Origin of the sequence: Aurantiacibacter hainanensis (assembly GCF_036321025.1) — a bacterium.
Taxonomy (GTDB): Bacteria; Pseudomonadota; Alphaproteobacteria; order Sphingomonadales; family Sphingomonadaceae; genus Alteraurantiacibacter; species Alteraurantiacibacter hainanensis.
Genome location: NZ_JAZAPB010000001.1, coordinates 1,273,593 through 1,294,845, shown reverse-complemented (window position 1 = coordinate 1,294,845; position 21,253 = coordinate 1,273,593). Strand labels below are relative to the sequence as shown.

The window sequence follows — 21,253 nt, the reverse complement described above, 5'->3', positions numbered from 1 at the left end:
GGCAGGTTACCACGCCGTGCACAAACGAAAAGGGCGGAGCCGGCCGGCTCCGCCCTCTCCCCCCTCATCAGGAAGGCATCACCATTCGTAGGCGCGCGGCCGTTCGCTCTCGTCGAGGGAGCGATAGCGGTCGCGCAGCCGCGTCTGGTGGTTGGTGAGCGGTTGCTCAACGCCTTCCACGAAAACCCTAATCGGGGCAGAACTGAGTTCGAGCGGATCCCCGTCCCACACGACGAGGTCTCCCAGGGCGCCGGGGGCCAGCACGCCCGCCTCGCCCTCGAGACCGCCGATGGCGGCGGGGACGGAAGTGATCGCGGCAAAGGCCTCGCCCCAGGTGAGGCCGGTCGCGCCGGGCACGTCGTTCAGGGCGACCATGTTGCCCGCCTGCTGCGGCAGGTTGCGCGGGTGATCGCCGCTGCTGTCGTAGACGCCGATCGCGACGCGTACTCCGGCATCCACCAATCGTCCCAGATTGCTTTGCGTGGCCGCCAGCTGTTCGAAGCTGACCGGCAGATCGCGCAGCGCGGCGGCGATTACCGGGACGCCGGCGGCGGCGATCTGGTCTGCCACCATCCAGCCTTCTGTCGCGCCTACCAGCACCATGTCGAGGCCCGGGAATTCCTCGCGCAAGGCGAGCGCCGAGAGGATGTCCGACGCGCGTTCGACTTTCACGTAGAGCTGCTGCTCTCCGGTCACGACGGGAACCAATGCCGCGGCATCGAAGCGGGTCAGCAGCACGTCGGTGTCGCGTTCGGCCCGACCCGTCAGGCGCGGGTCGAGCGGGACGTCATCGCCCGTGCGAGAAGGATTGCGCTGGCTGCGGCCGGTGAGCTGCGCATCGTCGCCATAGCTGGAGGCTTCGCGCAGGGCGTTGCGCAGCAATGCGTGCGAGGACGTGCGGCTGCCGCCGGCCAGGCGCGCGCCGCGCTCGCCCATTTCCACGACCTGGAAGGCGCGCGGACGCACGACCGCGTCGTAATCCGCGCCGGTATCGATGATGGCGCCCTGGCCACCGAAGATGCTCGCCCCGGCGGAAGGCGTTACGCTGGCGCGGGTGACGCCGCCTGCGCGGCTGTAGGCGATGTCCTGCGAGTTGGGATTGATGACCGGCGCCACGTCCAGCGCCGCACCGAACGGTGAGCCGGAGGCGGACACGTCGTTGCTGTCCTCCACCGCCTGGACATCGTAGATGCCCAGTTCGGTGAGCGAGGCGAACAGGCCGGGCGTCACCCACACGCCGCTGCCGTCCAGAACGGGAATGCCCGCCGGAACGGCAATGCCGCTGCCGGCGCCCACGATGCGACCGCCGCGCACGACGACGGTGGCGTTTTCCACCGGTTCGCTGCCGTCGCCAAGGGCGATGGTGGCACCGGTAATGGCAACGTCCTGTGCAAGGGCGGGAGAGGCGGCGAGGGCGAGGGCCGAGGTGGCCAGGGCAAGAAGGCGGTTCATTTCACGTCTCCTGCACCGGGCTGGCCAAGCTCGAAATCGCTGATCGGTCGCATGCGCGGGTCGTTCATGTCGTACATGACCGCGCCGTCGATCCACACCGTTTCGGGGCGCGAATAGATGCTCAGCGGATCGCCGTTCCACAGCACGACGTCGGCCATCTTGCCGGTTTCGAGGCTGCCGGTCACATCGCCGATGCCCATGGCGCGCGCGGCGTTCAGGGTGATCCACGAGATCACGTCGGCGTCGGCGATCTCGATGCCCATGCGGCGACCGTCGGCCTGTGCCTTGGCGGCTTCCTGGTTCAGGCGCTGAATGCCGTTCTCGTCGTCGGAGTGGATCACCACGCAGGCGCCCTGGTTGTGGATCATCGCGGCGTTTTCAGGGATCGCGTCGTAGGCTTCCATCTTGAAGCCGTACCAGTCAGCCCACACCGCGCTGCAGACATCGTGTTCGCGCAGCAGGTCGGCGATCTTGTAGCTTTCCACGGCGTGGTGGAACGCGGAGACGCGGTAGCCGAACTCGTCCGCCATATCGAGCACCAGCGCCATCTCGTCGGCGCGGTAGCAGTGGTTCTGGATCATGATGTCGCCCGACAGGACGCCCGAAAGGGTTTCCATCCCGAGATCCCGGTCGGGATCAGCGTCGGCCATGTAGTCCTGTGCCTCGATCCACGTCTCGCGGTTGACGGCGAAGTTGCCCATGCGGGTGGAGGGCATGGTGTTGCGATTGCCATAGACCCGCTTGGGGTTCTCTCCGCAGGCCATCTTCATCGAATAGGGCGCGCCGGGGAACTTCATGCCCTGCACGGTGCGGCTGGGGACGTTCTTCAGCGTGACCGAGCGCCCGCCCATCAGGTTGGCAGAGCCGGGCAGGATCATCAGGCTGGTGATGCCGCCGTTGGCCAGCGCTCTGCTGAAGCCGGGATCCTGCGGCCAGACCGAATGTTCCGCCCAGACTTCGGGGGTGGTGGGATCGGTCGCCTCGTTTCCGTCGCTGTGCGCATCGACGCTGGGCGTGGGATAGTCGCCCAGGTGGGAGTGGATGTCGATGATGCCGGGCGTCACGAACTTGCCGGTGCCGTCGACCCGCGTGTAGCCGGCGGGAATGGCAAGGTCCGCCCCGCCGATGCCGACAACTTCGCCATCGGCGAAAAGCACCGTCCCGCCCTCGATCACGCCGCCCGCGCCATCGTAGACGGTCGCGCCGGTTATGGCCGTGGGCACGCCGGGAAAGCGCTGGTAGGTCGAGGCGTAGGGCTCGTCGGCAGAGGCGGGCTGCGCGGCCACGACGGGGCGCTCGGTCCCCGAGGCGGTGTTGCAGCCGGCCAGCGCCAGGGCGCCGACGGTTGCCAGCAGGGCGGCAAGCCCGCCCCGGTTATCGTTGCGACCCATATCGCTTATCCCTTCGGCCTGGTGGTGGGGTGCATGCCGGCTTCCTGGGTTTCCAGACCGGCTTCCGCCTGGCCTTCCAGGTCGTCGCCCACGTTGTCGTCAGCCAGCGTGTCGAGATGCATCAGCCTCTTGACCCAGCGCGCGACGATGATGACCACGATGCCCACGACAATCGCGACCCAGCCGATCTGCTGATAGATGTCGAGGGTGCCGGCACGGGTCATCTCGCCATCCTCGCCGCCGGTCGCGGCGCCGATCATGCCGGCCACGAAGTTGCCGCCCGCCGTGGCGAAGAACCAGGCGCCCATGATCAGCGACGCAAGGTGTCGCGGAGCGAGCCGGTTCATGGCCGAAAGGCCGACCGGGCTGAGGCAAAGTTCGCCGGTGGTATGGAACAGGTAGATGCCGAAGAGGAAGATCACCGGGATCAGCTCGTTCGCACCGACGGTGGCCGCGCCCCAGACGAGGACCAGGAAGCCGAAGCCCAGCTGCACCAGGCCGAGGCCGAACTTGGCGGGGGTGGAAGGTTCCAGCCCGCGGCGGCCCAGCCAGGTCCAAAGGCCCGCGAAGACCGGGGCCAGCAGGATGATGTAGATCGGGTTGATCGACTGGAAGATCGGAGCGGGCACGCCGCCAAGGTCGATGAAGCGATCGGTGAACAGGTTGAGCGAGCCGCCCGCCTGTTCGAACAGGCCCCAGAACAGCGGCTGGAGCGCGATGAGGAAGAGGATGGCGAACATGCGTTCGCGCGGATGCTTCTCCAGCTTGAAGGCCTCGAACAGCACGTAGCCCAGCAGGAGAACGCCGCAGGCCAGCATCAGGCCGCCGACTACCGACTGGTACTGGATCAGCAGCCACATGATGGCGACGCCCACCGCGCCCACGCCGTACATGGTCCATTCGGTGCCCTTGGCCAGCGGCTGGGGCGGTTCGCCCTGGCCGAGCAGCAAGGGCTTGCCGATGACGAACACGACCAGGCCCAGCAACATGCCGATGCCCGCGGCGCCGAAGCCGTAGGACCAGCCCATCGTGGTGCCGAGGTAGCCCGCGATGATCGTGCCGATCGCCGCGCCCACGTTAATGCCCATGTAGAAGATGGTGTAGGCACCGTCGCGGCGCACGTCGGTACGCGGATAGAGCTGGCCGACGATCACCGAGATATTGGCTTTCAGGAAGCCCGAACCCACGATGATGAAGCTGAGGGCGAGCCAGAAGATGTTGATCGTCGAATCGTCCTGTCCGCCGGTACCCTCGAAAGCCATGAAGAAGTGCCCCAGGGTAAGCAGCACGGCCCCGAACAGAACCGCCTTGCGCTGCCCGAGGTAGCGGTCAGCCAGCCAGCCGCCCAGGACGGGGGTGATGTAGACGAGACTGACGTAGGCGCCGTAGATGATGTTGGAGGCGCTGTCGTTGAACAGCCAGTGCTGGGTCAGATAGAAAATGAGCAGGGCGCGCATGCCGTAGTAGGAGAAGCGCTCCCACATCTCGGCGAAGAACAGGATGTAGAGACCTTTTGGGTGGCCGCCGACTTCGGGCTGTTTGCGCGTTACGGCCCAGGCGCCGGCAAGAAGGAACAGTGCCAGTACGACGGATGCGATCGCAACGATCCAGTCGCCCTCGTTCCATGAGGCCAGATCTTTCATTGTTTATTCCCCGAGATTTGCAATTCGTTGGTCGCCCCTCGCAGGCGCGAAAACGGGCACCCTAGCGATCAAATCGGTCATGTGAAGCCAAGTTGCGCTTGAAACCGAATTTTTAGGCGCATTTGCTTGACCTGACCCGCTGTATTATGGCACTCACTCACCCATGGCAGACACCCGCCCCGTATACCTGCGCTTGCGAGAGCAGATCGCTGCGTCGATCATCGACGGCAGCTATGCGGAAGGGGAAATGCTGCCTTCGGTTCGCGCATTCGCGGCGGAGCAGGGTGCCAACCCGCTCACCGTGGCCAAGGCCTACCAGCAATTCCAGGCGGACGGCCTTATCCGGGTGCAGCGCGGTGTAGGCATGTTCGTGCGCGAAGGCGCGGCGGAAAAACTGCGTCAGGCCGAGCGCGACGCCTTCCTCGAAGAGGAGTGGCCACAGATCCGCCAGCGGATGGACCGACTGGGCCTTGACCCCGCGGAGCTCCTTGATCTCGCCTGAAGAACCGGTTCGGGTTCAATCGGGGATGTGCCGGAATCGGGCAGTCACCGAATTTTATCCGTAAAGATTGCGAAACCCCACCATTTCTGGCAGTTTGCTCCCCACTCGCGCGCTTTGGGTCGGCGCAAATATACAAACCGAGCCGTTGTTTAGACGGCAGGAATCCTTGGGGGGAAAATAATTGATACGGTCGGAACTTCTCCAGGCACTCTCCGCAGACAATCCGGACCTGCGGCCAGAGGAAATCGAACAGGTCGTGGACATCTTCTTCGAAGAGATCACGCAGCGGCTGGCCGAGGGCGGCCGCGTCGAACTCAGGGGCTTCGGCACCTTCTCGACGCGCGAGCGCGATGCCCGCGTGGGCCGCAACCCGCGCACGGGCGAGCAGGTGGACGTGCCGGCCAAGCGCGTGCCCTATTTCAAGCCGGGCAAGGAAATGCGCGAGCGACTGAACCCGGACGGCTGATCGCCTGACGCGCTGCACCGATACGAAAAAGGGGCGCGGACCGATGTGGTCCGCGCCCCTTTTCGTATGGATGTGGCCCCCGCCGAAGCGAGGGCCACCGTCTTGATCAGAAGCGCCGTTCGACCGACACAGACCAGGTGCGCGGCAGGCCGGGCACGCCGGTGACCAGGCCCAGCGACGTGGTGACGTCGCTGACCGACTGGAAGTAGTACTCGTCGAACAGGTTGTCGACGCGCAGGGCCAGGGTCCACCGGTCGCCGGGATCGGTGAAGGCAAGGCGCGCTCCGCCGAGGAAATACCCGTCGATCTCCGACCACTGGGTGTTGAAGACATCGGTGTAGATCGTCGACTGGTAGCTGCCGTCGAAGCGTGCTGAAATCAGCGCGCCGCTGGCCAGGTCATGATCGTACTGCAGGCCGACGCTCCAGGTCCACTCCGGCGTGTAGGGGGTGATTTCGTCACCCGTCAGGCCGGCAGGGGCAACCGAGGCGTCATCATAGTTGAAGTCGATGTAGCTCAGCGCCCCGTCGATCGAGAACCCGTCGACAGGATAGGCCGTGAGCTCGAGCTCGAAGCCCTTCACCTTGGCTTCACCCACGTTGCGCGGCTGCAGGCAGGGCACGCTGGGGCAGGCCGGAAGGGTCAGGATGATGTTCTTGTAATCGTTGTAGAACGCGGCACCGTTCAGGCGCAGCGCACGATCAAGAGCATCGAGCTTGAAGCCGACTTCGTAAGTGGTGATCTCCTCAGGTTCGAAGGAGCGGAGCTGGTTGCACGGTGCCGGGGCCACGTAGCCCGGTGCATTGCAGTCGCCAGCCGAAGGGCCGAAGAACGGACGCGGGTTCACGCCGCCGCCCTTGAACCCCGTGGAAACCGAGGCGTAGACCAAGACATCCTCGGAGACATTCACGTTGCCGACGACGCGCCAGTCCAGACGGTCGCCCTCGAAGCCGTCGGAGATGCCGAACAGACCGGTAAGCAGACAGTTCGGGGAGTTGCCAATCGACACCGGGCCGCCGCCATCGGGATCCGCGCCGTAGAAGTATTCGCAGATCGGCGGTGCCGGGCTCGGATCCAGGGAGCCCTGGAAGGGCACCGTGCCATCCGGATTCGAACGGAAGTAGGTGTAGATCTTCTCGTCCTTGGTGTAGCGCAGGCCGCCGGTCAGACTGAACACCTCATTTGGCGTGACCGTCACCGTTCCGAATACCGCCTCCGTCGTGCTCGGCGTGGTGTCCGGGCCGTGAATGAAGTCGATACCGGCATAGTTCAGGTCGACGCGGGCGGTGTATTCACCATCTTGGTCGAGGTAGAAACCGCCGATCGTGCCCTGCACCAGTTCGTCCGCAAATTCGAAGTTCAAACGGACTTCGGCGCTCCACGCCTTGTGGTCGAGCTGGTTGTCGAGCTGGGCGACTGGAACCGGCGTCGCATCCTGGTCCTGGCCCCACCGCGAGGTGTAGGTGCGGTAGGAGCCGATGGCCACGAATTGCAGAGCGTCGGTCAGGTCGTAGGTGATGTTCGACATCACGCCCCAGCCTTCGAATTCCGTGATCGGAAGTGCGAAGTAGGGCTTGTAGGGTGCCTGGCTCGTAGGAGTGCGGGTATCCGCGAACGTGGAATAGCTGACGTAGCGCGGATCGAAGCCGAGGCCGTCGAGATTGGCAGTGTCGCAGCTGTACTGGCCGGCTGGCACGAAGCGGCAATCGACCGGCACGGCGTTGCCGTCGGTGCCCTCGAGCCAAGGTAGCGGGGTGTAGCCGCCCTGACCGCCGTTCAGCGTCGGATCGAACGCGCCGACGGAGGTGGCCGGGTTGGAGGAGAACGGATCGAAGTTCGCCGCATTGCCGACAGGCGCACCTGCGGCCAGCAGGACAGCCGGGATGGCGTCCGAATCCTCGCGGTTGAAGTCCGCCGCCGTGTACACAGTCAACCTGTCATTCGGTTCCCACTCAAGGGCGATGCGACCGGCTACGACGTTCTGGCCGCCCAGTGTTTCGTAGGCGTAGTTCCCGCGCCCGCGAGCATTGTTGGACGGGACGTTGGAACCCGGATGGGTCAGCGAATAGTCGACGATATCGACGTACCCGTCGCGCGAGCGTCCCATGCCCGACACGCGCATGGCGAGGTTCTCGGTCAGGCCGATGTCGGCCATGCCGCGGATCGAGATGTTGTTGTAGGAACCGTATTCGACCCGGAGCGAGCCCGACCCGTCACCGCGCGGGCGCGCGGAGAACAGCTTGATGGCGCCGCCCAGCGAGTTCTTCCCCGCCAGCGTGCCCTGCGGCCCGCGCAGGATTTCCACGCGGTCAAGGTCGACCAGTTCGAGGAGCGAACTCGAGAGGGTGGGAATGTACACATCGTCCACGTAGACGCCGACGGCGGGGTCGAGTGCGTAGTTGAAGTCGGTCTGGCCGACGCCGCGAATAAAGGCGATGAGGCCCGAACCGCCGTTCTGAGGTTGCGGGCGCAGCGTGACGTTCGGCGCCTGGGCCGCGACCTGCGAAATGTCGGTCTGGCCGCGCGCGGCCAGCATTTCCGCGTTGACTGCGGTGATGGCTATCGGGGTTTCCTGCAGGTTCTGTTCGCGGAACTGCGCCGTCACCACGATCACGTTGGTCTGGTTGGAACGCTGTTCCGCCTCTTCCTGTGCCTCCGACTCGTCCTGGGCAAAGGCAGGCGTGCTCATGCACACCGCGATCGCCAGCGACGAAGCGACGCTGAGATTCTTCAACTTCATCTGGCATCCTCCCTAAGGCAAGCCATTGGAAATGGCCTGCAAATGCTATGTCATCGATCACCCTTTATTGGTGGGCGTAACGATTTTGTGGGGAGGACAAAGCACGACAATCGGTCCCGCGAACGGGCGCTATTGCACAATTCCTCTCCATCAACTGTTGTACAATCACGCCTGTTACGATCAAGAGCGATGCGCACGATTCGAAGACACGCTGCGCTATTGTCGCAATCAAGCAACATATAGTTATTCCCGATTGTAACGATCTTGGCTCCGACGCAGTGGCGTCTGCCCGTTAATCTCTTGCGAAGCTGTGCTGCCCGGCCCTATTCTCCGGGCAAGTAGTGGTGGGGAGAGCCATGCAAGACACTGAAACCGTTGGTCACGACGTGGAAGCGGACATCCGCTATGTCGTGCGCGGCGAGAAGGCCACGTTCTACGCGGGTGATCGCGACCGCAGCTACTGGCCTGGCGAAGATCACAAGGTCATCGTTCACGACATTCGCGACGAGACCGACCGTCTCGCTTTCGACCGCAACGGTTTCGTCGTCGTGGAGGAGGCCTCGCCCGTTGCCGACTACGACGATCCCGACCGGCTCGAGGCCTATTGCCGCTATTGCGAAGAGACCGTGAAGCGACTGACGGGCGCGGCGAAGGTGGTGAGTTTCGGTGCCATCCGGCGGACCAATGCCACCGGAACGCACGGGCACAACCAGCCCGCCACAGGGGCTCACGTGGACTACGGGGCAAAGACGGTGGGCGACTATACCCGCCAGCTTCTGCCCGCCGACGAGGCGGAGGACCGGCTGGCAAAACGCCACATGCTGTTCAACCTCTGGCGCCCGATCACCACGGTCGAAAGCGCGCCCTTCGCGGTGTGCGATGCCAGCACGGTAAAGCGCGAGGACCTGTTCCCCAGCGAGATCGTGGGCGGCCTTGGCGGCGTCGATTTCTCCCTCTGGGGCTGGAACCTCGCCTACGCGCCCGATCATCGCTGGTGCTGGCTGCCCTATCAGCGGCCCGAGCAGATGCTGGTCTTCAAGCTGTTCGACACCGACGACGATGCGGTGCAGTTCACCGCGCATACCAGCTTCAACCCACCCGACGTTCCCCCCGATGCCGCCCCGCGGCAAAGCATCGAGCTGCGCACCATCGCCTATTTCGACTGATGCCCAGAACATGCTTGTCGGCGGGCCGCCGCCTCGCCTACGCTAACGAACGTTAGAGTCGCCAGAAGGCTCGGCGGGGAGAGACGACTTGGGCCATTTCGACTTCCACGAGAAGATAGAGGCACGCGGGGGCAGCTTTCCCCTCAGCGGCACATGCGACGAACGCTTCGCCCGCGTGACCGAGGCCTTCGAGGACAATTTCCGCGAGGAAGAGGAGCTTGGCGCTGCCTGCTCGGTCGTGATCGACGGTGCGACGGTGGTCGACCTGTGGGGCGGCTGGGCGAAGGAGGATCGGTCCGCCGAATGGGACCGGCATACCACGGTCTGCATGATGAGCGTCGCCAAGGGCGTGACCGGCATTGCCTTCAACATGCTGGCCGACCGGGGCCTGGTCGATTTCGATGCGCCGGTGGCGACCTACTGGCCCGAGTTCGCGCAGGGCGGCAAGGATGGCATCACGGTGCGGATGATCCTGGATCATACCGCCGCCATCCCGGTGCTGACGACCGACACCATGTATCCCGGCGGCTTCTTCGATTTCGATGCCTACATCCGCGCGCTGGAAGTGCAGGAGCCGTTGTGGGAGCCGGGCACGAGGGCCGCCTACCACGTCCACAACCAGGGCTTTCTGCTGGGCGAGATCATGCGCCGGGTGACCGGCATGACGGTCGGTCCGTTCCTGCGCGAGAACGTCACCGGGCCGCTGAATGCCGAGTACTACATCGGTGGCATGAGCGCCGAGGAACAGAGCCACGTGGCCGAAGTGCTGCCGAACACCGGCGCGCGGCTGTTCGCGGCGAAGGACCAGACGGTGCCGCCCAAACCCAGCACGCCCGAGGGCTGGCAGGATGGCGCGGTGCTGCGCAGCTTCGCCTTCCTGCAGAACCCGCAGGAAGCCTGGCGCGACACCATGAACTCGCCGCGCTGGCGCGAGGTGGAGATCGCCAGCGGATCGGGCCACGGCAACGCGCGCGGCGTGGCGCGGATCTACGGCGCTGCCACGGGAGAGGTCGACGGGGTCGACCTGCTGTCCGACGACCAGCTCGAGGCGATGATCGAGGAACAGCACAACCAGGTCGAACTGCTGCAGGACCGGCCCTATCACCAGGCCAACGGCGTGCTGCTCAACACGCCGGAAGCCGTCTACATGGGACCGAACATGCGCAGCTTCGGCCATCACGGACTGGGTGGGTCGATCGGTTTCGGCGACCCGGATGCGAAGCTGGGCTTCTCGTACTGCTGCAACCAGATGCACGCCGTGGGCGACAACGGCCCGCGCGCGCGGCGGCTGATCGACGCGGTATATTCCTGCCTTTGAAAGGACCAAAGATGGACAAGGAACTCTTCGACAAGGGCATGAAGATCCGGCGCGAGGTGCTGGGCGATGCCTATGTCGACAAGGCCACGGCCAATCCAAACCCGTTCAACGATCCGTTGCAGGAACTGGTCGCGACCTATTGCTGGGGCTGGACCTGGGGCCGCGAGGAGGAACTTTCCCGCCGCGACCGCAGCCTGATCAACCTGGCGATGATCGCGGTGCTGGGGCGCAAGCACGAACTGAAGGTCCACACCCGCGGCGCGCTGAACAACGGCCTGACCCGCGAGGAAATCCGCGAGGTGCTGCTGCAGGTCGGCATCTATGGCGGCATCCCCGCCGCAGTCGACAGCTTCCGCATCGTGAACGAGGCTCTGGCCGAGATCGACGCCGAGAACGACAATGGCGAGAACCCCGATGGATGACGGCCAGCGCCTCGCCATAGAACTCGCCTGCGGCAAGCTGCCGCTGCTGTTCGCGAAGTACGCGGACGATGGCGACGCCGACGCCATGGGCCAGCTGTTCACCACCGATTGCGAATTCTCGCGGCCTTTCCAGCCCGACTATCCGTTCTACGGCCGCGCGGCGGTGGAAGGGGTGTTCCGCAATCGCCCGCCGATCCTGGTGCGCCATATCGTTACGAACGTGCTGGTGGATGCGGTGACCGAGACGCGGGCGCGCGGCACAAGCTACCTCACCATGCTCTCGAGCCACGCCAGCACGCAGCCGCCGCAGGAAGCGGGCGCGCTGTATGTCGGCGGGTTCGAGGACGAATACGTGCTCGACCAGTCGGTGCCGGGCGGGGTCTGGCGCTTTGCCAGGCGCGCCGGGATGGTCGCCCTGCACATGGGCGGGGCCATGCCCGACATTCCGCCGCCAAGCGACGAAGCGCGCGGGCTGACCTGAGAGCGAAAACGGAGAGGATGATGGCAGTCGAAGCGAAAAACGAAAACGAACGGCTGGTGCTGGAATTCTTCGAGGTCCTGTCCTCGGGCGATCTCGAGAAGCTGCGCGCCTTCTACCACGAGAAGAGCGTGTGGGAGCCCAAAGTGAAGGACATCGCCGGGGCCGGAAAGCACGTCGGCATGGACATCATCGACAAGTTCCTCGCGCCGGTGCGCGGCATGTTCGAACCCGGCGATCCCAAGGTGCATGTGCAGAACATGTTCTCGGTCGGACCGTGGGTCTGCGTGGAAAGCAATTCCACCGGCAAGACGATGGACGGCAAGGTCTACGACAACGACTATTGCTGGGTGTTCGAAGTGTCGGACGGCAAGATCGACGCCATGCGCGAGTACATGGACAGCCACTACACCGCCAAGCTGTTCGGGATGGAGTGATGCGGTTCGCCGGCCAACCCATCCTGATTTCCGGCGCCGGTCGCGGGCTGGGTGAAGGGATCGCGCGGCATCTGGCGCGGGAGGGGGCCATCGTCGGCATCGCCGATATCGACGGCCAGTCTGCATTGAAGGTGGCCGAAGCCATCGACGATGCGGGCGGGCGCGCCTTCAGCTACGGTGCCGACTGCGGCAGCCGCGCCGAATTCATGCAGCTGGCAGAGGACTTCGCCAGCGATGCAGGGCCGCTTCGCGCCGTCATCAACAATGCCTCCGTCCTCGTCTACGAACCGATCGAGGACGTGACCGAGGAAACGCTGGACCGGATGCTGTCGGCGGGCCTCAAGAGCGTGTTCTGGGGCGTGCAGGCATTCCTGGCCCACCGGGACGAGGACGCAACGGGCAACATTCTCAACTACTCCAGCCCGGTGGCCTATCGCGGGAGGCCGAACACCGGCGCCTATACCACCATCAAGGCAGGGATCGCGGGGCTGACCAAGGTGCTGGCAGGCGAACTGGGGCCGCGCGGCATCCGCGTGAACGCCATGGCCCCGGGCAGCGTGCCCACGCCCGCGACCGAGGGGTTCGTGACGGCAGAGCAGTACGAGCAGCGGGCGAAGAACATTCCCCTGCGCCGCAACGGCACCGTGGAGGACGTGGCGCAGGCCGCCGCCTTCCTGCTCAGCGACGAGGCGAGTTTCATCAACGGAGCGATGCTGGCCGTCGACGGCGGCATCATCGCGGCGGGCTAGACGGAGGAAGCGATGTCCAGGATCTGGCAGGAACGTCTCGACCATCTCAGGAACGTGATCGAGGCCGATATCGAGCGCGGCGACTATTACGGCGCGGTGCTGAAAATCGGACGCGGCGACGTGGTGGTGTTCGAGGAAGCCATCGGCCACGCATACGCGGGCGGCGAACGCGCGTTGAAGAAGGACGATGTCTTCTCGCTGTTCTCCGTCACCAAGGCCTTCACCAACGTGCTGATGATGAAGGCGATAGAGGAAGGCCGCTTCCAGCTGACCACCAAGGTGAAGGACGTGCTGCCCGAATTCACCGGCCAGCCGCGCGAGGAGGCGACATTCTACAACCTGCTGACCCACACGGCCGGGATGCCCGGCGTATGGTCGCCCAAGCCGGGCATGTATCTCGACCGATTGCAGGAACTGTTCGAGGAAAGCATTGCCAACGTTCATGGCGCGACACCGCCGGGTGAACGCTGCGACTATTCGCCGCTGGTGAACCACGTGCTGATGGGCACCGCGCTGGTGCGCACAGACCCCAGGGGGAGGAATTATCAGACGCTGCTGGCGGAGGACCTGTTCCAGCCTCTGAAGATGCAATCCACCAGCATGGGCCTGCGCAAGGATCTGGACGATCGTCACGTTCGCCCCGACATGCGCGGGACGGTGCCGATCAAGCACCTGTCGCGCAACATCGAGGGCGACCACGCGCTGTTCGAGGACCCGGACGTGGAGGCACCGCACGTCGGTTGCGCTTCCACCTGCGGCGACCTGTGGCGCTTTGCCGAGATGCTGCGCCGCGAAGGCGAGCTGGAGGGCGTCCGCATCCTCAGCCCCCGCATGGTGCGGCTGGCGCGCCAGGTGCACACCGGCGACAAGCCCAACGAGCTTTACCGCGGCGTGGCCCTGCGCTCCGGGTGGGAAGTGCCGCCCGCGAACCAGGGGATCGGCTTCCAAGTGCGGGGCACGGGCGTGTTCCACCACCTGTTCGGCCAGCTTTCCAGCCCCGAGACATTCGGCAACTATGGCGCGGGATCGACGATGTTCATGGTCGACCCCGAAGCGGACCTGTCGTTCAGCTTCGTCAGCGCCGGAGTGATGACGCAGGCCGCCAACATAGAGCGCATGGGCAAGCTGTCCGACATCGTGCTTTCCGCCTGCCTCTAGGGAGAATTCATGGCAGACGCAGACATCATCGTCATCGGATCGGGCCACAACGGCCTTGTCGCGGGCGCCTATCTCGCCGTCGCAGGCAAGAGCGTGCTCGTGCTGGAGCGCAACGCCTGGCACGGCGGCGGCGTGGTCAGCCGCGAGCTGACCCGGCCCGGCTTCATGCACGACCAGCATTCGATGAGCCACATCTTCATCCAGGGCAATCCGCTGCTGGCGAACGACGATCTCGGTCTGAAATCGAGATACGGCCTTCAATACATTTTCCCCGACGTGCCGATGATGAGCGTGTGGGAGGATGGCGCCACCCTGCCGCTGCACCGCGACCCCGCCAGAAGCGCGGAAGCCATCGCCCGGTTCAGCGAGAAGGATGCGCAGACCTTCCTGAAGATGAGCCAGCAGGCCGCCGAGTGGCTGCCGATGATCCAGGCGGGGCTCTACTCTCCGCCCATGCCGCTGGGCGCGCAGACCGCGATGATGGACCAGAGCTCCGAGGGGCAGGAGATCATGCGCACCATGGGCGTATCCACCTTCGACCTGATGGAGGAGCTGTTCGAGCACGAGAAGGTGCAGGCGCATTTCGGCCGGGTGGCGGGAGAGAACCTCGTCTCGCCTGACGAGAAAGCGACCGGCATCGGGGCCTACGTCTTCCTCGGCTTCCTCGAGAAGTACGGGTTCGGCGTGCCCGTGGGCGGTTCGGGCAGTCTCACGAACGCGCTGATCGCCTGTATCGAAAATCATGGCGGCAGTGTTCGCGCCTCGGCCAGCGTGCGCGAGGTGACCAGCGAGGGCGGACGCGCCACCGGCGTGGTGCTGGACGATGGGGAGCGGCTGACTGCGGGCGACGCCATTATCGGCGCGCTGCACCCGCACGTGCTGCCCGACATGGTCGATGCCCTTCCTGCCGACGTCGGTCGCAGGGCGAAGCGCACGCACATCACCAGTGCCGCCTGCTTCACCGTTCATGCCGCGCTGGACGCGCCGCTGCAGTTCAAGGCGAAGCGTCACGACGGAGAACCCCTGTCGGCGGTGATGTACGAGCTGATGCCCGACAGCTACGAAGACATGCGCCGCGCCTTCGACGAACTGCGCTACGGCAACATGAGCCCCACCCCGCTGGTGGGCGTGGGTCAGCTGACCCAGCACGATCCCAGCCGCGCTCCCGAGGGCAAGGCGATCTTCCACGCCTGGGACTACGTGCCCTACACCCGCGAGGACGGGCGCAGCTGGGACGAGGCCAAGGGCGAGTTCGCCGAAGGCATGATCGCGCGGATGAGCAATTACATCGACAACCTGCCCGGAGCGGTGCTCGACTACCATTGCGACAGCCCCGTCGACATGGAGCGCACCAGCCCCAGCTTCTTCCGCGGCGACCTGCACGGCATCGCCACCACCACATACCAGACGGGCAGCCATCGCCCGACGCCGGACCTTGGCCAGTACCGCGTGCCGGGCGTCGACCGGCTCTACCTCGTCGGACCGTTCCAGCATCCCGGCGGCGGCGTGTTCGGCGCGGGCCGCGCCACCGCCATGGTGGCCGCCGAAGACCTCGGCATCGACTTCGACGAGATACGGGTGGCGTCATGAAGATCCGCGCCGCCGACAAGAGCGAACTGATGCAGGTCAGCAAGATCGAGCGGAAGGGCAACGACCTGGTGCTGAAAGGCAAGGTCTACGGCACCATGCCGATGACGGCGACGCTCTCGCCCGAGGAGGCGAAGAACTTTCTCAAGCTGCTGACGCCCCGGCTGGCGCTGTTCCTCCTCACCCTGCCGTTCCGATCGTCGAAGAAGGGATAAGACATGTCCAGAAGGCACGAAGGCAATTCCATCATCGTCACCGGCGCCGCCGGTGCCATCGGCTTTGCCACCTGCGAAATTCTTGCCCGCGAGGGCGCACGATTGCTGATGGTGGATATCGACGGGGATCGGCTGGAAGAGCGCGTTTCCGATCTTGCCTCAAAGGGCCACACCGCCATCGCCCACGTGGCCGACTGCGCCGAGGTGGATGCCGTGGCGGGCTACGCCAAGGAGGCGATCACCGCCTTCGGCAAGATCGACGGCTTCTTCAACAATGCCGGGATCGAGGGCACCCTGGCGCCCACCCACGAATATCCGATCGAGGAATTCGACAAGGTGCTGCGCGTGAACCTGCGCGGCATGTTCCTGGGGCTTCGATACGTGATCCCGCACATGGTCGCCGCCGGAAAAGGCGCGGTGGTCAACACCGCCTCGATCGGTTCGGAGCGGGGCCTCGCCGGGGCATGCGCCTACAATGCAGCCAAGCACGGCGCTGTCGGCCTGACGCGCACCGCCGCCAGCGAGGTGGCGCAGAAAGGCGTGCGGGTGAACTGCGTGATGCCCGGCGTGATCGAGACGCCGCTGCTGGTCGGCATGCTGGAACAGATGTTCGATTCGGTCGAACAGGGCATGGAAAAGCTCGGCCAGACGGCCACGCTCAACCGCGTGGGCCAGCCGCGCGAAGTGGGCGACGTGGTCAGCTTCCTGCTCAGTGACGAGGCGAGCTACGTCAACGGCGCGAAGTGGGAGATCGACGGCGGCGCACTCGCCACCATCCGCAACGATATCTGAACCGGGTCAGCGTGGATTGTTGATCCGCGACACCACGAAGTTGGCAAGCATGGCCCCGCGGTTCGACTGGGCAGTGCAGGCAATCGTTGAAAGAGCGCCGCCGGCGTAGGAGAGCTCGCAAACGCCGCGCACCTCGTAGGTCCGGCCGTTAGCCAGCGTTATCGAATCGAGATCCATCCGGTCGCCTTCGAACTGGCCGTTGAAGCTGATGCGCGATTCCCAGCTGCGCCGCCCGAAGGCGATCCGGTCAGCGGAAACTTCCGCCTGGTTGCAGGCAACGAGTTCACCAGGTGCAGCGCGTTCTTCCAGCGCCGGCGGGTAAAGGCAGGTGCCATCGTAGGTGCCCGTGGGCAGGGCATCGGCGGCGAACTGGGCCGCGAGGAGGAAAGCCAGGGTCAGCATCGCCGATCATGATGCGCCGGATTCGACTGCGCGGCAATCGCGCTAACCATGATTGTCGCGTTCGGGGTCAAGCCCGGCGGCTTCCTCCACCACCTTGGCAATGGCGGTGAAATCCGCGTCGGGTCCCTCGCGCTCCAGCGTGCGCTCGAGGTAGTCTGCCACGATCCGGCCCAGCGGGAGCGGAACCTCGGCCGCCTGCGCCTCGTCCAGCAGCAGCCGCGTGTCCTTAAGGCTGAGCGCGGCGGCGAAGCCGAAGTCGAAGGTGCGCGGCAGGACGCTTTTCGGCCACTTGTCGCGGGTGGCGGAATTGATGCCCGTGGACTGGTTGAGCACCTCGATCATTTTTGCAGGGTCCAGCCCCTGCTTGATGCCGAAGGCCATGCCTTCCGCGGTCACGCCGATTGCGACCGCGCCCAGCAGGTTGTTGACCAGCTTCATCGTCTGTCCCGCGCCGGGTGTCTCGCCCATGTGCGTGGGCTTGCCCATGGCTTCCAGCATGGGGCGCACCTCGTCGAAGGCCTGCTTCGGCCCGCCCACCATGATGCTGATCGTGCCAGCCTTCGCGCCTGCGATGCCGCCCGATACCGGCGCGTCGAGACAGTCCGTCTCGGGCAATGCATGCGCCAGTTCGGCCGCCAGCTGCGGGCCGCTGGTCGAAAGGTCGCACAGGATGCGCGGGGCGCCGTGCGAAGTCAGGCCTTCGCTTCCCAGCACGGCCTCTCGCACGATCTGCGGCGTGGGCAGGCTGGTGAAGACGACGTCGCATTGCTCGCCCAGCGCGGCCAGGCTGCCCGCCGCCTCGGCCCCCTTGGCGACCAGCGCCTGCACGGCTTCTTCCAAAATGTCGTGCACCAGCAGCTTGCCGGTGTGGGCCAGCAGGTTTTCCGCCATCGGGCTGCCCATCCGGCCAAGTCCGAGGAATCCGGCGATCATAGCATCTCCGCAATCGGCGTGTGCGGGGCAAGGTCGACCCGCGCGATTTCGTTTTCGGTCGGAAAGCACGCCAGCACAAGCGGATCGTGCCCCGGGATCAGGTGATCCAGCGACCCGCCCGCCAGTTCCAGCGCCCGCGCCTGCGCCTTCCGGTAGGCCGCTTCGTCGACGAAGATGGGGAAGGGCAGCTTGCGGGCGATATTGGCGTAGAGGTGCGCGGCATCGCTGGCGAGAACCACGAGGCCGCGCGCGGTGTCGCAGACCACGGCCTGCAGTCCGGCGGTGTGGCCGGGTACCAGTCGCAGCGCGATGCCGGGGACGAACTGCTGGTCGCCGTCGTGGAATACCACCTGATCGGCGTAGAGCCTGCGAACGAGTTCCGCGACAGGCTCCCCGTCGAACGGAGCGCGCATGTCGCGGTCGCACACGTGGCGGCTGGTGGCGAAGGCGAGTTCGGCGTCCTGCACGTGGAAGCGGGCGTTGGGAAAGGTGCTCAGCGAGCCGGCGTGATCGTAGTGCAGGTGGGTGAGGATCACGTCCTCCACCAGCAGGTGATCGATCCCCGCATCGCGCAGTCCTTCCACCACCGGGCGCGTGATCGTGCGACCGCGAGCCGTTGCCGCTTCCGTGCCGAAGCCTGTGTCCACGATTACCGGCGGACGGCCTTCGCGGTGGATCGCCCAGACGAAATAGTCGAGCGGCATGGGCAGGTCGTGATCGTCCACCGGCGTGGTGAAATTGTCCGCCGCCGTGCGCTCGTGCCGGGCGTAGCGGATGGCATCGATGCGCGTGACTTCGGCCATCCTAGCGGTCGGGCACACCCAGCCCGCGGAACCAGGTCTCTCCGTTGCTGCCGGTGACGAAGTGGCCCGCCGTCGGTTCGAAGAAGTGCATGCCGACGACCAGCGTATCGCTGTCCCGGTATTTCTCGACGAAGGCCTGCCGCGTGGCGCTGCCGGCCTCTCGGTTCATGTCGAAGGTGGCGTGGCGATGAGGCATGGCGCACTGCATCGGATGGTGCATCAGGTCGCCGGTAACCACGGCGCGCTCGCCCTTGCTTTCGATCACCACGTGGATGTGACCCGGCGTGTGGCCGTGGCTGGGCTCGGCGTGGATGCCGGGCGCGATCTGGTGATCGCTATCGATGAAATCGACGAGGCCGGCGGCCACGATGGGATCGACGCTTTCCACCATGTGCTTGTCGTCGTGGTGGTCGTCGTGCCGCAGGTCGTTCTGCCAGGCTTCGTATTCGGTCTTGCCGAACAGGTAGCGGGCATTGGGAAAGGTCGGCTTGTACTCGCCCGTCTCGGGGTCCTTGTAGGTGTTCCAGCCGACATGATCGAAATGCAGGTGGGTGCAGAACACCGTGTCCACGTCCTCGCGCGAGATGCCCAGCGCGGCCAGGTCTTCCAGGAAGCCCTCGGGAAGGTCGGTGAAGACCTCGTACTCGCGTTCGCGGCCTGCTCCGATGCAGGTGTCGACGACGATGTTGCGGTCCGGCGTCTGCAGCACGATGCCCTGGAAATTCATCCGCATCTGCCCTTCCGGCGTGGCATAGTGCGGGTGCAGCCATTCCATCGCCTTCACCTCTTCCGGGGTGGCCTCGGGCATGGCCATGTGGATGTCGTCCTGGAAATCCCAGATCTCCACGATGCGGCTGACCTTCACGTCGCCGACCTGCCAGCTCTTGATGTGCTCTCTCGCCACGTCCCTCTCCCTTACTTGTACCGCGCCACGCTTTCGGGCGGCAGCTGCGCGGGCTGCATCGGCGGCTTGCCGAGGATGAAGTCGGCGCAGCGCTCGGCTATCATCACGCACGGCGCGTTGGTGTTGCCGCCGACGACCCTGGGCATCACGCTGGCATCGGCCACGCGCAGCCCCTCGATGCCCTTCACCTTCAGGTGCGGGTCGACGACGGTTTCCGCGTCGCCGGGGTCGCCCATACGGCAGGTGCCGACCGGGTGGTGCACCGTATAGCCCGTTTCGCGGATGTAGGCGTCGAGGTCCTCGTCGCTTTCGACCTCCGGACCCGGCGCGACTTCGGTGCCTTCGTACCTGGCGAAGGGCCGGCTGGCGAAGGCCTGGCGCGAAATCTTCAGCGCACGGATCAGCGGCTTGATGTCGTCGGGATGCTCCAGCAGGTGCGGATCGATCAATGGCGCGGCGGCGGGATCGGGCGACCCCAGTCGCACCGTGCCCCGGCTCTTGGGATAGAGCGCCACCGGGCTGATGGCGTATCCGTGACCCAGCGGGAAGGGGATTTTCGGATTGGTCAGCCGCCGGGCGGGCTGAAACACGAACTGCACGTCCGGCTTCTCCAGCGCGGGATCGGTGCGCAGGAAGGCGACGCTTTCGAACACGTTGCCCGCCAGCGGGCCTTTGCGCGTCAGCAGGTACTGGATGCCGTGCAGAATATCGCGCGGCAGTACCTTCCAGCTGATGCCGTAGCTGGTGGTATCGTCTGTCTCCATGTGCATCGGGCTGGCGACATGGTCCTGATAGTTGCCGCCCACGCCTTCCAGATCGTGCACCACATCGATGCCGTGCTCTTTCAGGTGTCCGGCCGGACCGATGCCGGACAGCATCAGGATATGCGGGCTCTGCACCGTGCCGGCGCTCAGCACGACTTCGCGCCGCGCGCGGATCACGCTGCCGTCCACCATCTGCACGCCGGTGGCGCGGCCATCCTCCACCACGATGCGCGCCACCCGCGCATGGGTCTGCACATGAATGTTGCCGCGTTTCAGCGCGGGCTTCAGCATGTTGGTGGCCGTGCTTTCGCGCCGCCCGTCGCGGATCAGGCCCTGCCGCCGTCCGTAGCCTTCCGGGTCCGGCCCGTTGAAATCGGGGCAGGCGGGGAATTGCAGCGAATCCAGCGCGTGCATGAAGGCGTAGTTGAGCGGGTTTGGGTTCTCCACCAGCTTGACGTTGATCGGCCCGTCCTTGCCGTGGAAGACGCTGCCCTCGTAATCCTCGTTGTGCTCGGTCCGGGTGAAGTAGGGCAGCACCTCGCGGTACGACCAGCCCTCGCAGCCCATGTCCGACCAGTCGTCGTAATCGGTGGGATGGCCGCGGAAATAGACCATGCCGTTGATCGCGCCCGATCCGCCGATCACGCGCCCGCGCGGAACCGGGATCTCTCGCCCGGCCATGCCCGCCTGCGGCACCGTGGCAAACCGCCAGTTCGTTTCCTCGCGACCGATGGCCGCGGCAACGAAGCTGGGAATGTGGATGAAGGGGTGGTGGTCCGGCCCGCCGGCTTCCAGCACGCAGGTGGTGCTAGTCTCGTCCTCTCCCAGCCGTGCGGCCAGGGCCGCGCCGGAAGAGCCGGCGCCGATCACGACGAAATCGAATTCCCCTGCGCTCATTGTGTGCGGCGCCTCTCCCTAACGATTGTTACAG

At 65.4% G+C, this 21,253-nt stretch carries 21 protein-coding genes; 12 read left to right on the top strand and 9 right to left on the bottom strand.

The window, feature by feature from the left end; genetic code table 11:
• Nucleotides 1-78 precede the first annotated feature (78 nt).
• Genes AAA989_RS06445 through AAA989_RS06435 form a run of 3 tightly spaced genes read right to left on the bottom strand, consistent with a single transcriptional unit; the run spans nucleotide 79 to nucleotide 4,486 of the window.
• Nucleotides 79-1,452 (bottom strand): amidohydrolase family protein, encoded by a 1,374-nt coding sequence (locus AAA989_RS06445; protein WP_338241929.1) that lies wholly within the window; start codon nucleotides 1,450-1,452, stop codon nucleotides 79-81.
• Nucleotides 1,449-2,843: an amidohydrolase gene (locus AAA989_RS06440; RefSeq protein WP_338241927.1), complete on the bottom strand. Its 1,395-nt coding sequence runs from the start codon at nucleotides 2,841-2,843 to the stop codon at nucleotides 1,449-1,451. The genes AAA989_RS06445 and AAA989_RS06440 overlap by 4 nt, the downstream gene beginning before the upstream one ends.
• A gap of 5 nt (nucleotides 2,844-2,848) precedes the next feature.
• The gene (locus tag AAA989_RS06435; RefSeq protein WP_338241926.1) at nucleotides 2,849-4,486 is read right to left on the bottom strand and encodes a peptide MFS transporter; all 1,638 of its coding nucleotides are present in this window, start codon (nucleotides 4,484-4,486) and stop codon (nucleotides 2,849-2,851) included.
• Between the two features lie 163 nt (nucleotides 4,487-4,649).
• Here AAA989_RS06435 and AAA989_RS06430 point away from each other — a divergent pair, with 163 nt between their 5' ends.
• Together AAA989_RS06430 and AAA989_RS06425 are read left to right on the top strand one after the other, a co-directional pair.
• Nucleotides 4,650-4,988: a GntR family transcriptional regulator gene (locus AAA989_RS06430; protein WP_338241925.1), complete on the top strand. Its 339-nt coding sequence runs from the start codon at nucleotides 4,650-4,652 to the stop codon at nucleotides 4,986-4,988.
• Between the two features lie 181 nt (nucleotides 4,989-5,169).
• Nucleotides 5,170-5,454, top strand: a complete 285-nt coding sequence (locus AAA989_RS06425) for an integration host factor subunit beta (protein WP_338241924.1) — start codon at nucleotides 5,170-5,172, stop codon at nucleotides 5,452-5,454.
• 106 nt (nucleotides 5,455-5,560) lie between these two features.
• On the opposite strand, the gene AAA989_RS06420 is transcribed toward AAA989_RS06425, so the two are convergent.
• Nucleotides 5,561-8,194 (bottom strand): TonB-dependent receptor, encoded by a 2,634-nt coding sequence (locus tag AAA989_RS06420; RefSeq protein WP_338241923.1) that lies wholly within the window; start codon nucleotides 8,192-8,194, stop codon nucleotides 5,561-5,563.
• A 356-nt stretch (nucleotides 8,195-8,550) separates the two neighbouring features.
• On the opposite strand from AAA989_RS06420, the gene AAA989_RS06415 reads away from it, so the two are divergent.
• The 10 genes from AAA989_RS06415 (at nucleotide 8,551) to AAA989_RS06370 (ending at nucleotide 16,516) form a co-directional block, all read left to right on the top strand.
• Nucleotides 8,551-9,360 (top strand): CmcJ/NvfI family oxidoreductase, encoded by an 810-nt coding sequence (locus AAA989_RS06415; protein WP_338241922.1) that lies wholly within the window; start codon nucleotides 8,551-8,553, stop codon nucleotides 9,358-9,360.
• Between the two features lie 88 nt (nucleotides 9,361-9,448).
• Nucleotides 9,449-10,678 carry a serine hydrolase domain-containing protein gene (locus AAA989_RS06410; RefSeq protein ID WP_338241921.1) on the top strand — a complete coding sequence of 410 codons (1,230 nt, stop codon included), beginning with the start codon at nucleotides 9,449-9,451 and terminating at the stop codon, nucleotides 10,676-10,678.
• An 11-nt stretch (nucleotides 10,679-10,689) separates the two neighbouring features.
• Nucleotides 10,690-11,100, top strand: a complete 411-nt coding sequence (locus AAA989_RS06405) for a carboxymuconolactone decarboxylase family protein (RefSeq protein WP_338241919.1) — start codon at nucleotides 10,690-10,692, stop codon at nucleotides 11,098-11,100.
• Nucleotides 11,078-11,581, top strand: a complete 504-nt coding sequence (locus AAA989_RS06400; RefSeq protein WP_338241917.1) for a nuclear transport factor 2 family protein — start codon at nucleotides 11,078-11,080, stop codon at nucleotides 11,579-11,581. The genes AAA989_RS06405 and AAA989_RS06400 overlap by 23 nt, the downstream gene beginning before the upstream one ends.
• A gap of 17 nt (nucleotides 11,582-11,598) precedes the next feature.
• A complete protein-coding gene (locus AAA989_RS06395) occupies nucleotides 11,599-12,015 on the top strand; it encodes a nuclear transport factor 2 family protein (protein WP_338241916.1) in 417 nt (138 codons plus the stop codon).
• Complete coding sequence (locus AAA989_RS06390; RefSeq protein WP_338241914.1) at nucleotides 12,015-12,764, top strand: SDR family NAD(P)-dependent oxidoreductase; 750 nt, start codon at nucleotides 12,015-12,017, stop codon at nucleotides 12,762-12,764. The genes AAA989_RS06395 and AAA989_RS06390 overlap by 1 nt, the downstream gene beginning before the upstream one ends.
• Before the next feature lie 12 nt (nucleotides 12,765-12,776).
• Nucleotides 12,777-13,922 carry a serine hydrolase domain-containing protein gene (locus AAA989_RS06385; RefSeq protein WP_338241913.1) on the top strand — a complete coding sequence of 382 codons (1,146 nt, stop codon included), beginning with the start codon at nucleotides 12,777-12,779 and terminating at the stop codon, nucleotides 13,920-13,922.
• Between the two features lie 9 nt (nucleotides 13,923-13,931).
• Nucleotides 13,932-15,512 carry a phytoene desaturase family protein gene (locus tag AAA989_RS06380; RefSeq protein WP_338241912.1) on the top strand — a complete coding sequence of 527 codons (1,581 nt, stop codon included), beginning with the start codon at nucleotides 13,932-13,934 and terminating at the stop codon, nucleotides 15,510-15,512.
• Nucleotides 15,509-15,724 carry a hypothetical protein gene (locus tag AAA989_RS06375; RefSeq protein ID WP_338241911.1) on the top strand — a complete coding sequence of 72 codons (216 nt, stop codon included), beginning with the start codon at nucleotides 15,509-15,511 and terminating at the stop codon, nucleotides 15,722-15,724. Before AAA989_RS06380 ends, AAA989_RS06375 begins: the two co-directional genes overlap by 4 nt.
• A gap of 3 nt (nucleotides 15,725-15,727) precedes the next feature.
• A complete protein-coding gene (locus AAA989_RS06370) occupies nucleotides 15,728-16,516 on the top strand; it encodes an SDR family NAD(P)-dependent oxidoreductase (RefSeq protein WP_338241909.1) in 789 nt (262 codons plus the stop codon).
• Between the two features lie 6 nt (nucleotides 16,517-16,522).
• Here AAA989_RS06370 and AAA989_RS06365 read toward each other — a convergent pair whose 3' ends face one another.
• The 5 genes from AAA989_RS06365 to AAA989_RS06345 are packed head-to-tail and all read right to left on the bottom strand — an operon-like array spanning nucleotide 16,523 to nucleotide 21,219.
• Complete coding sequence (locus AAA989_RS06365) at nucleotides 16,523-16,918, bottom strand: hypothetical protein (protein WP_338241907.1); 396 nt, start codon at nucleotides 16,916-16,918, stop codon at nucleotides 16,523-16,525.
• Nucleotides 16,919-16,960: 42 nt separating this feature from the next.
• Nucleotides 16,961-17,851, bottom strand: coding sequence for an NAD(P)-dependent oxidoreductase (locus tag AAA989_RS06360; RefSeq protein ID WP_338241905.1), 891 nt, complete (start codon nucleotides 17,849-17,851; stop codon nucleotides 16,961-16,963).
• On the bottom strand, nucleotides 17,848-18,654 hold the full coding sequence (locus AAA989_RS06355; protein WP_338241903.1) for an N-acyl homoserine lactonase family protein: 807 nt from the start codon (nucleotides 18,652-18,654) through the stop codon (nucleotides 17,848-17,850). Before AAA989_RS06355 ends, AAA989_RS06360 begins: the two co-directional genes overlap by 4 nt.
• Before the next feature lies 1 nt (nucleotide 18,655).
• Entirely contained in the window at nucleotides 18,656-19,558 is a 903-nt protein-coding gene (locus tag AAA989_RS06350) for an MBL fold metallo-hydrolase (protein ID WP_338241901.1), read from the bottom strand.
• Between the two features lie 11 nt (nucleotides 19,559-19,569).
• Nucleotides 19,570-21,219, bottom strand: a complete 1,650-nt coding sequence (locus AAA989_RS06345; protein ID WP_338241900.1) for a GMC family oxidoreductase — start codon at nucleotides 21,217-21,219, stop codon at nucleotides 19,570-19,572.
• Nucleotides 21,220-21,253: the final 34 nt, after the last annotated feature.

Bases quoted from the DNA above. Each gene is read 5' to 3' on its own strand.
- AAA989_RS06445 (WP_338241929.1), bottom strand. From the start codon at position 1,452: ATGAACCGCCTTCTTGCCCTGGCCACCTCGGCCCTCGCCCTCGCCGCC.
- AAA989_RS06440 (WP_338241927.1), bottom strand. From the start codon at position 2,843: ATGGGTCGCAACGATAACCGGGGCGGGCTTGCCGCCCTGCTGGCAACC.
- AAA989_RS06435 (WP_338241926.1), bottom strand. From the start codon at position 4,486: ATGAAAGATCTGGCCTCATGGAACGAGGGCGACTGGATCGTTGCGATC.
- AAA989_RS06430 (WP_338241925.1), top strand. From the start codon at position 4,650: ATGGCAGACACCCGCCCCGTATACCTGCGCTTGCGAGAGCAGATCGCT.
- AAA989_RS06420 (WP_338241923.1), bottom strand. From the start codon at position 8,194: ATGAAGTTGAAGAATCTCAGCGTCGCTTCGTCGCTGGCGATCGCGGTG.
- AAA989_RS06415 (WP_338241922.1), top strand. From the start codon at position 8,551: ATGCAAGACACTGAAACCGTTGGTCACGACGTGGAAGCGGACATCCGC.
- AAA989_RS06405 (WP_338241919.1), top strand. From the start codon at position 10,690: ATGGACAAGGAACTCTTCGACAAGGGCATGAAGATCCGGCGCGAGGTG.
- AAA989_RS06400 (WP_338241917.1), top strand. From the start codon at position 11,078: ATGGCGAGAACCCCGATGGATGACGGCCAGCGCCTCGCCATAGAACTC.
- AAA989_RS06395 (WP_338241916.1), top strand. From the start codon at position 11,599: ATGATGGCAGTCGAAGCGAAAAACGAAAACGAACGGCTGGTGCTGGAA.
- AAA989_RS06390 (WP_338241914.1), top strand. From the start codon at position 12,015: ATGCGGTTCGCCGGCCAACCCATCCTGATTTCCGGCGCCGGTCGCGGG.
- AAA989_RS06385 (WP_338241913.1), top strand. From the start codon at position 12,777: ATGTCCAGGATCTGGCAGGAACGTCTCGACCATCTCAGGAACGTGATC.
- AAA989_RS06380 (WP_338241912.1), top strand. From the start codon at position 13,932: ATGGCAGACGCAGACATCATCGTCATCGGATCGGGCCACAACGGCCTT.
- AAA989_RS06375 (WP_338241911.1), top strand. From the start codon at position 15,509: ATGAAGATCCGCGCCGCCGACAAGAGCGAACTGATGCAGGTCAGCAAG.
- AAA989_RS06370 (WP_338241909.1), top strand. From the start codon at position 15,728: ATGTCCAGAAGGCACGAAGGCAATTCCATCATCGTCACCGGCGCCGCC.
- AAA989_RS06365 (WP_338241907.1), bottom strand. From the start codon at position 16,918: ATGCTGACCCTGGCTTTCCTCCTCGCGGCCCAGTTCGCCGCCGATGCC.
- AAA989_RS06360 (WP_338241905.1), bottom strand. From the start codon at position 17,851: ATGATCGCCGGATTCCTCGGACTTGGCCGGATGGGCAGCCCGATGGCG.
- AAA989_RS06355 (WP_338241903.1), bottom strand. From the start codon at position 18,654: ATGGCCGAAGTCACGCGCATCGATGCCATCCGCTACGCCCGGCACGAG.
- AAA989_RS06345 (WP_338241900.1), bottom strand. From the start codon at position 21,219: ATGAGCGCAGGGGAATTCGATTTCGTCGTGATCGGCGCCGGCTCTTCC.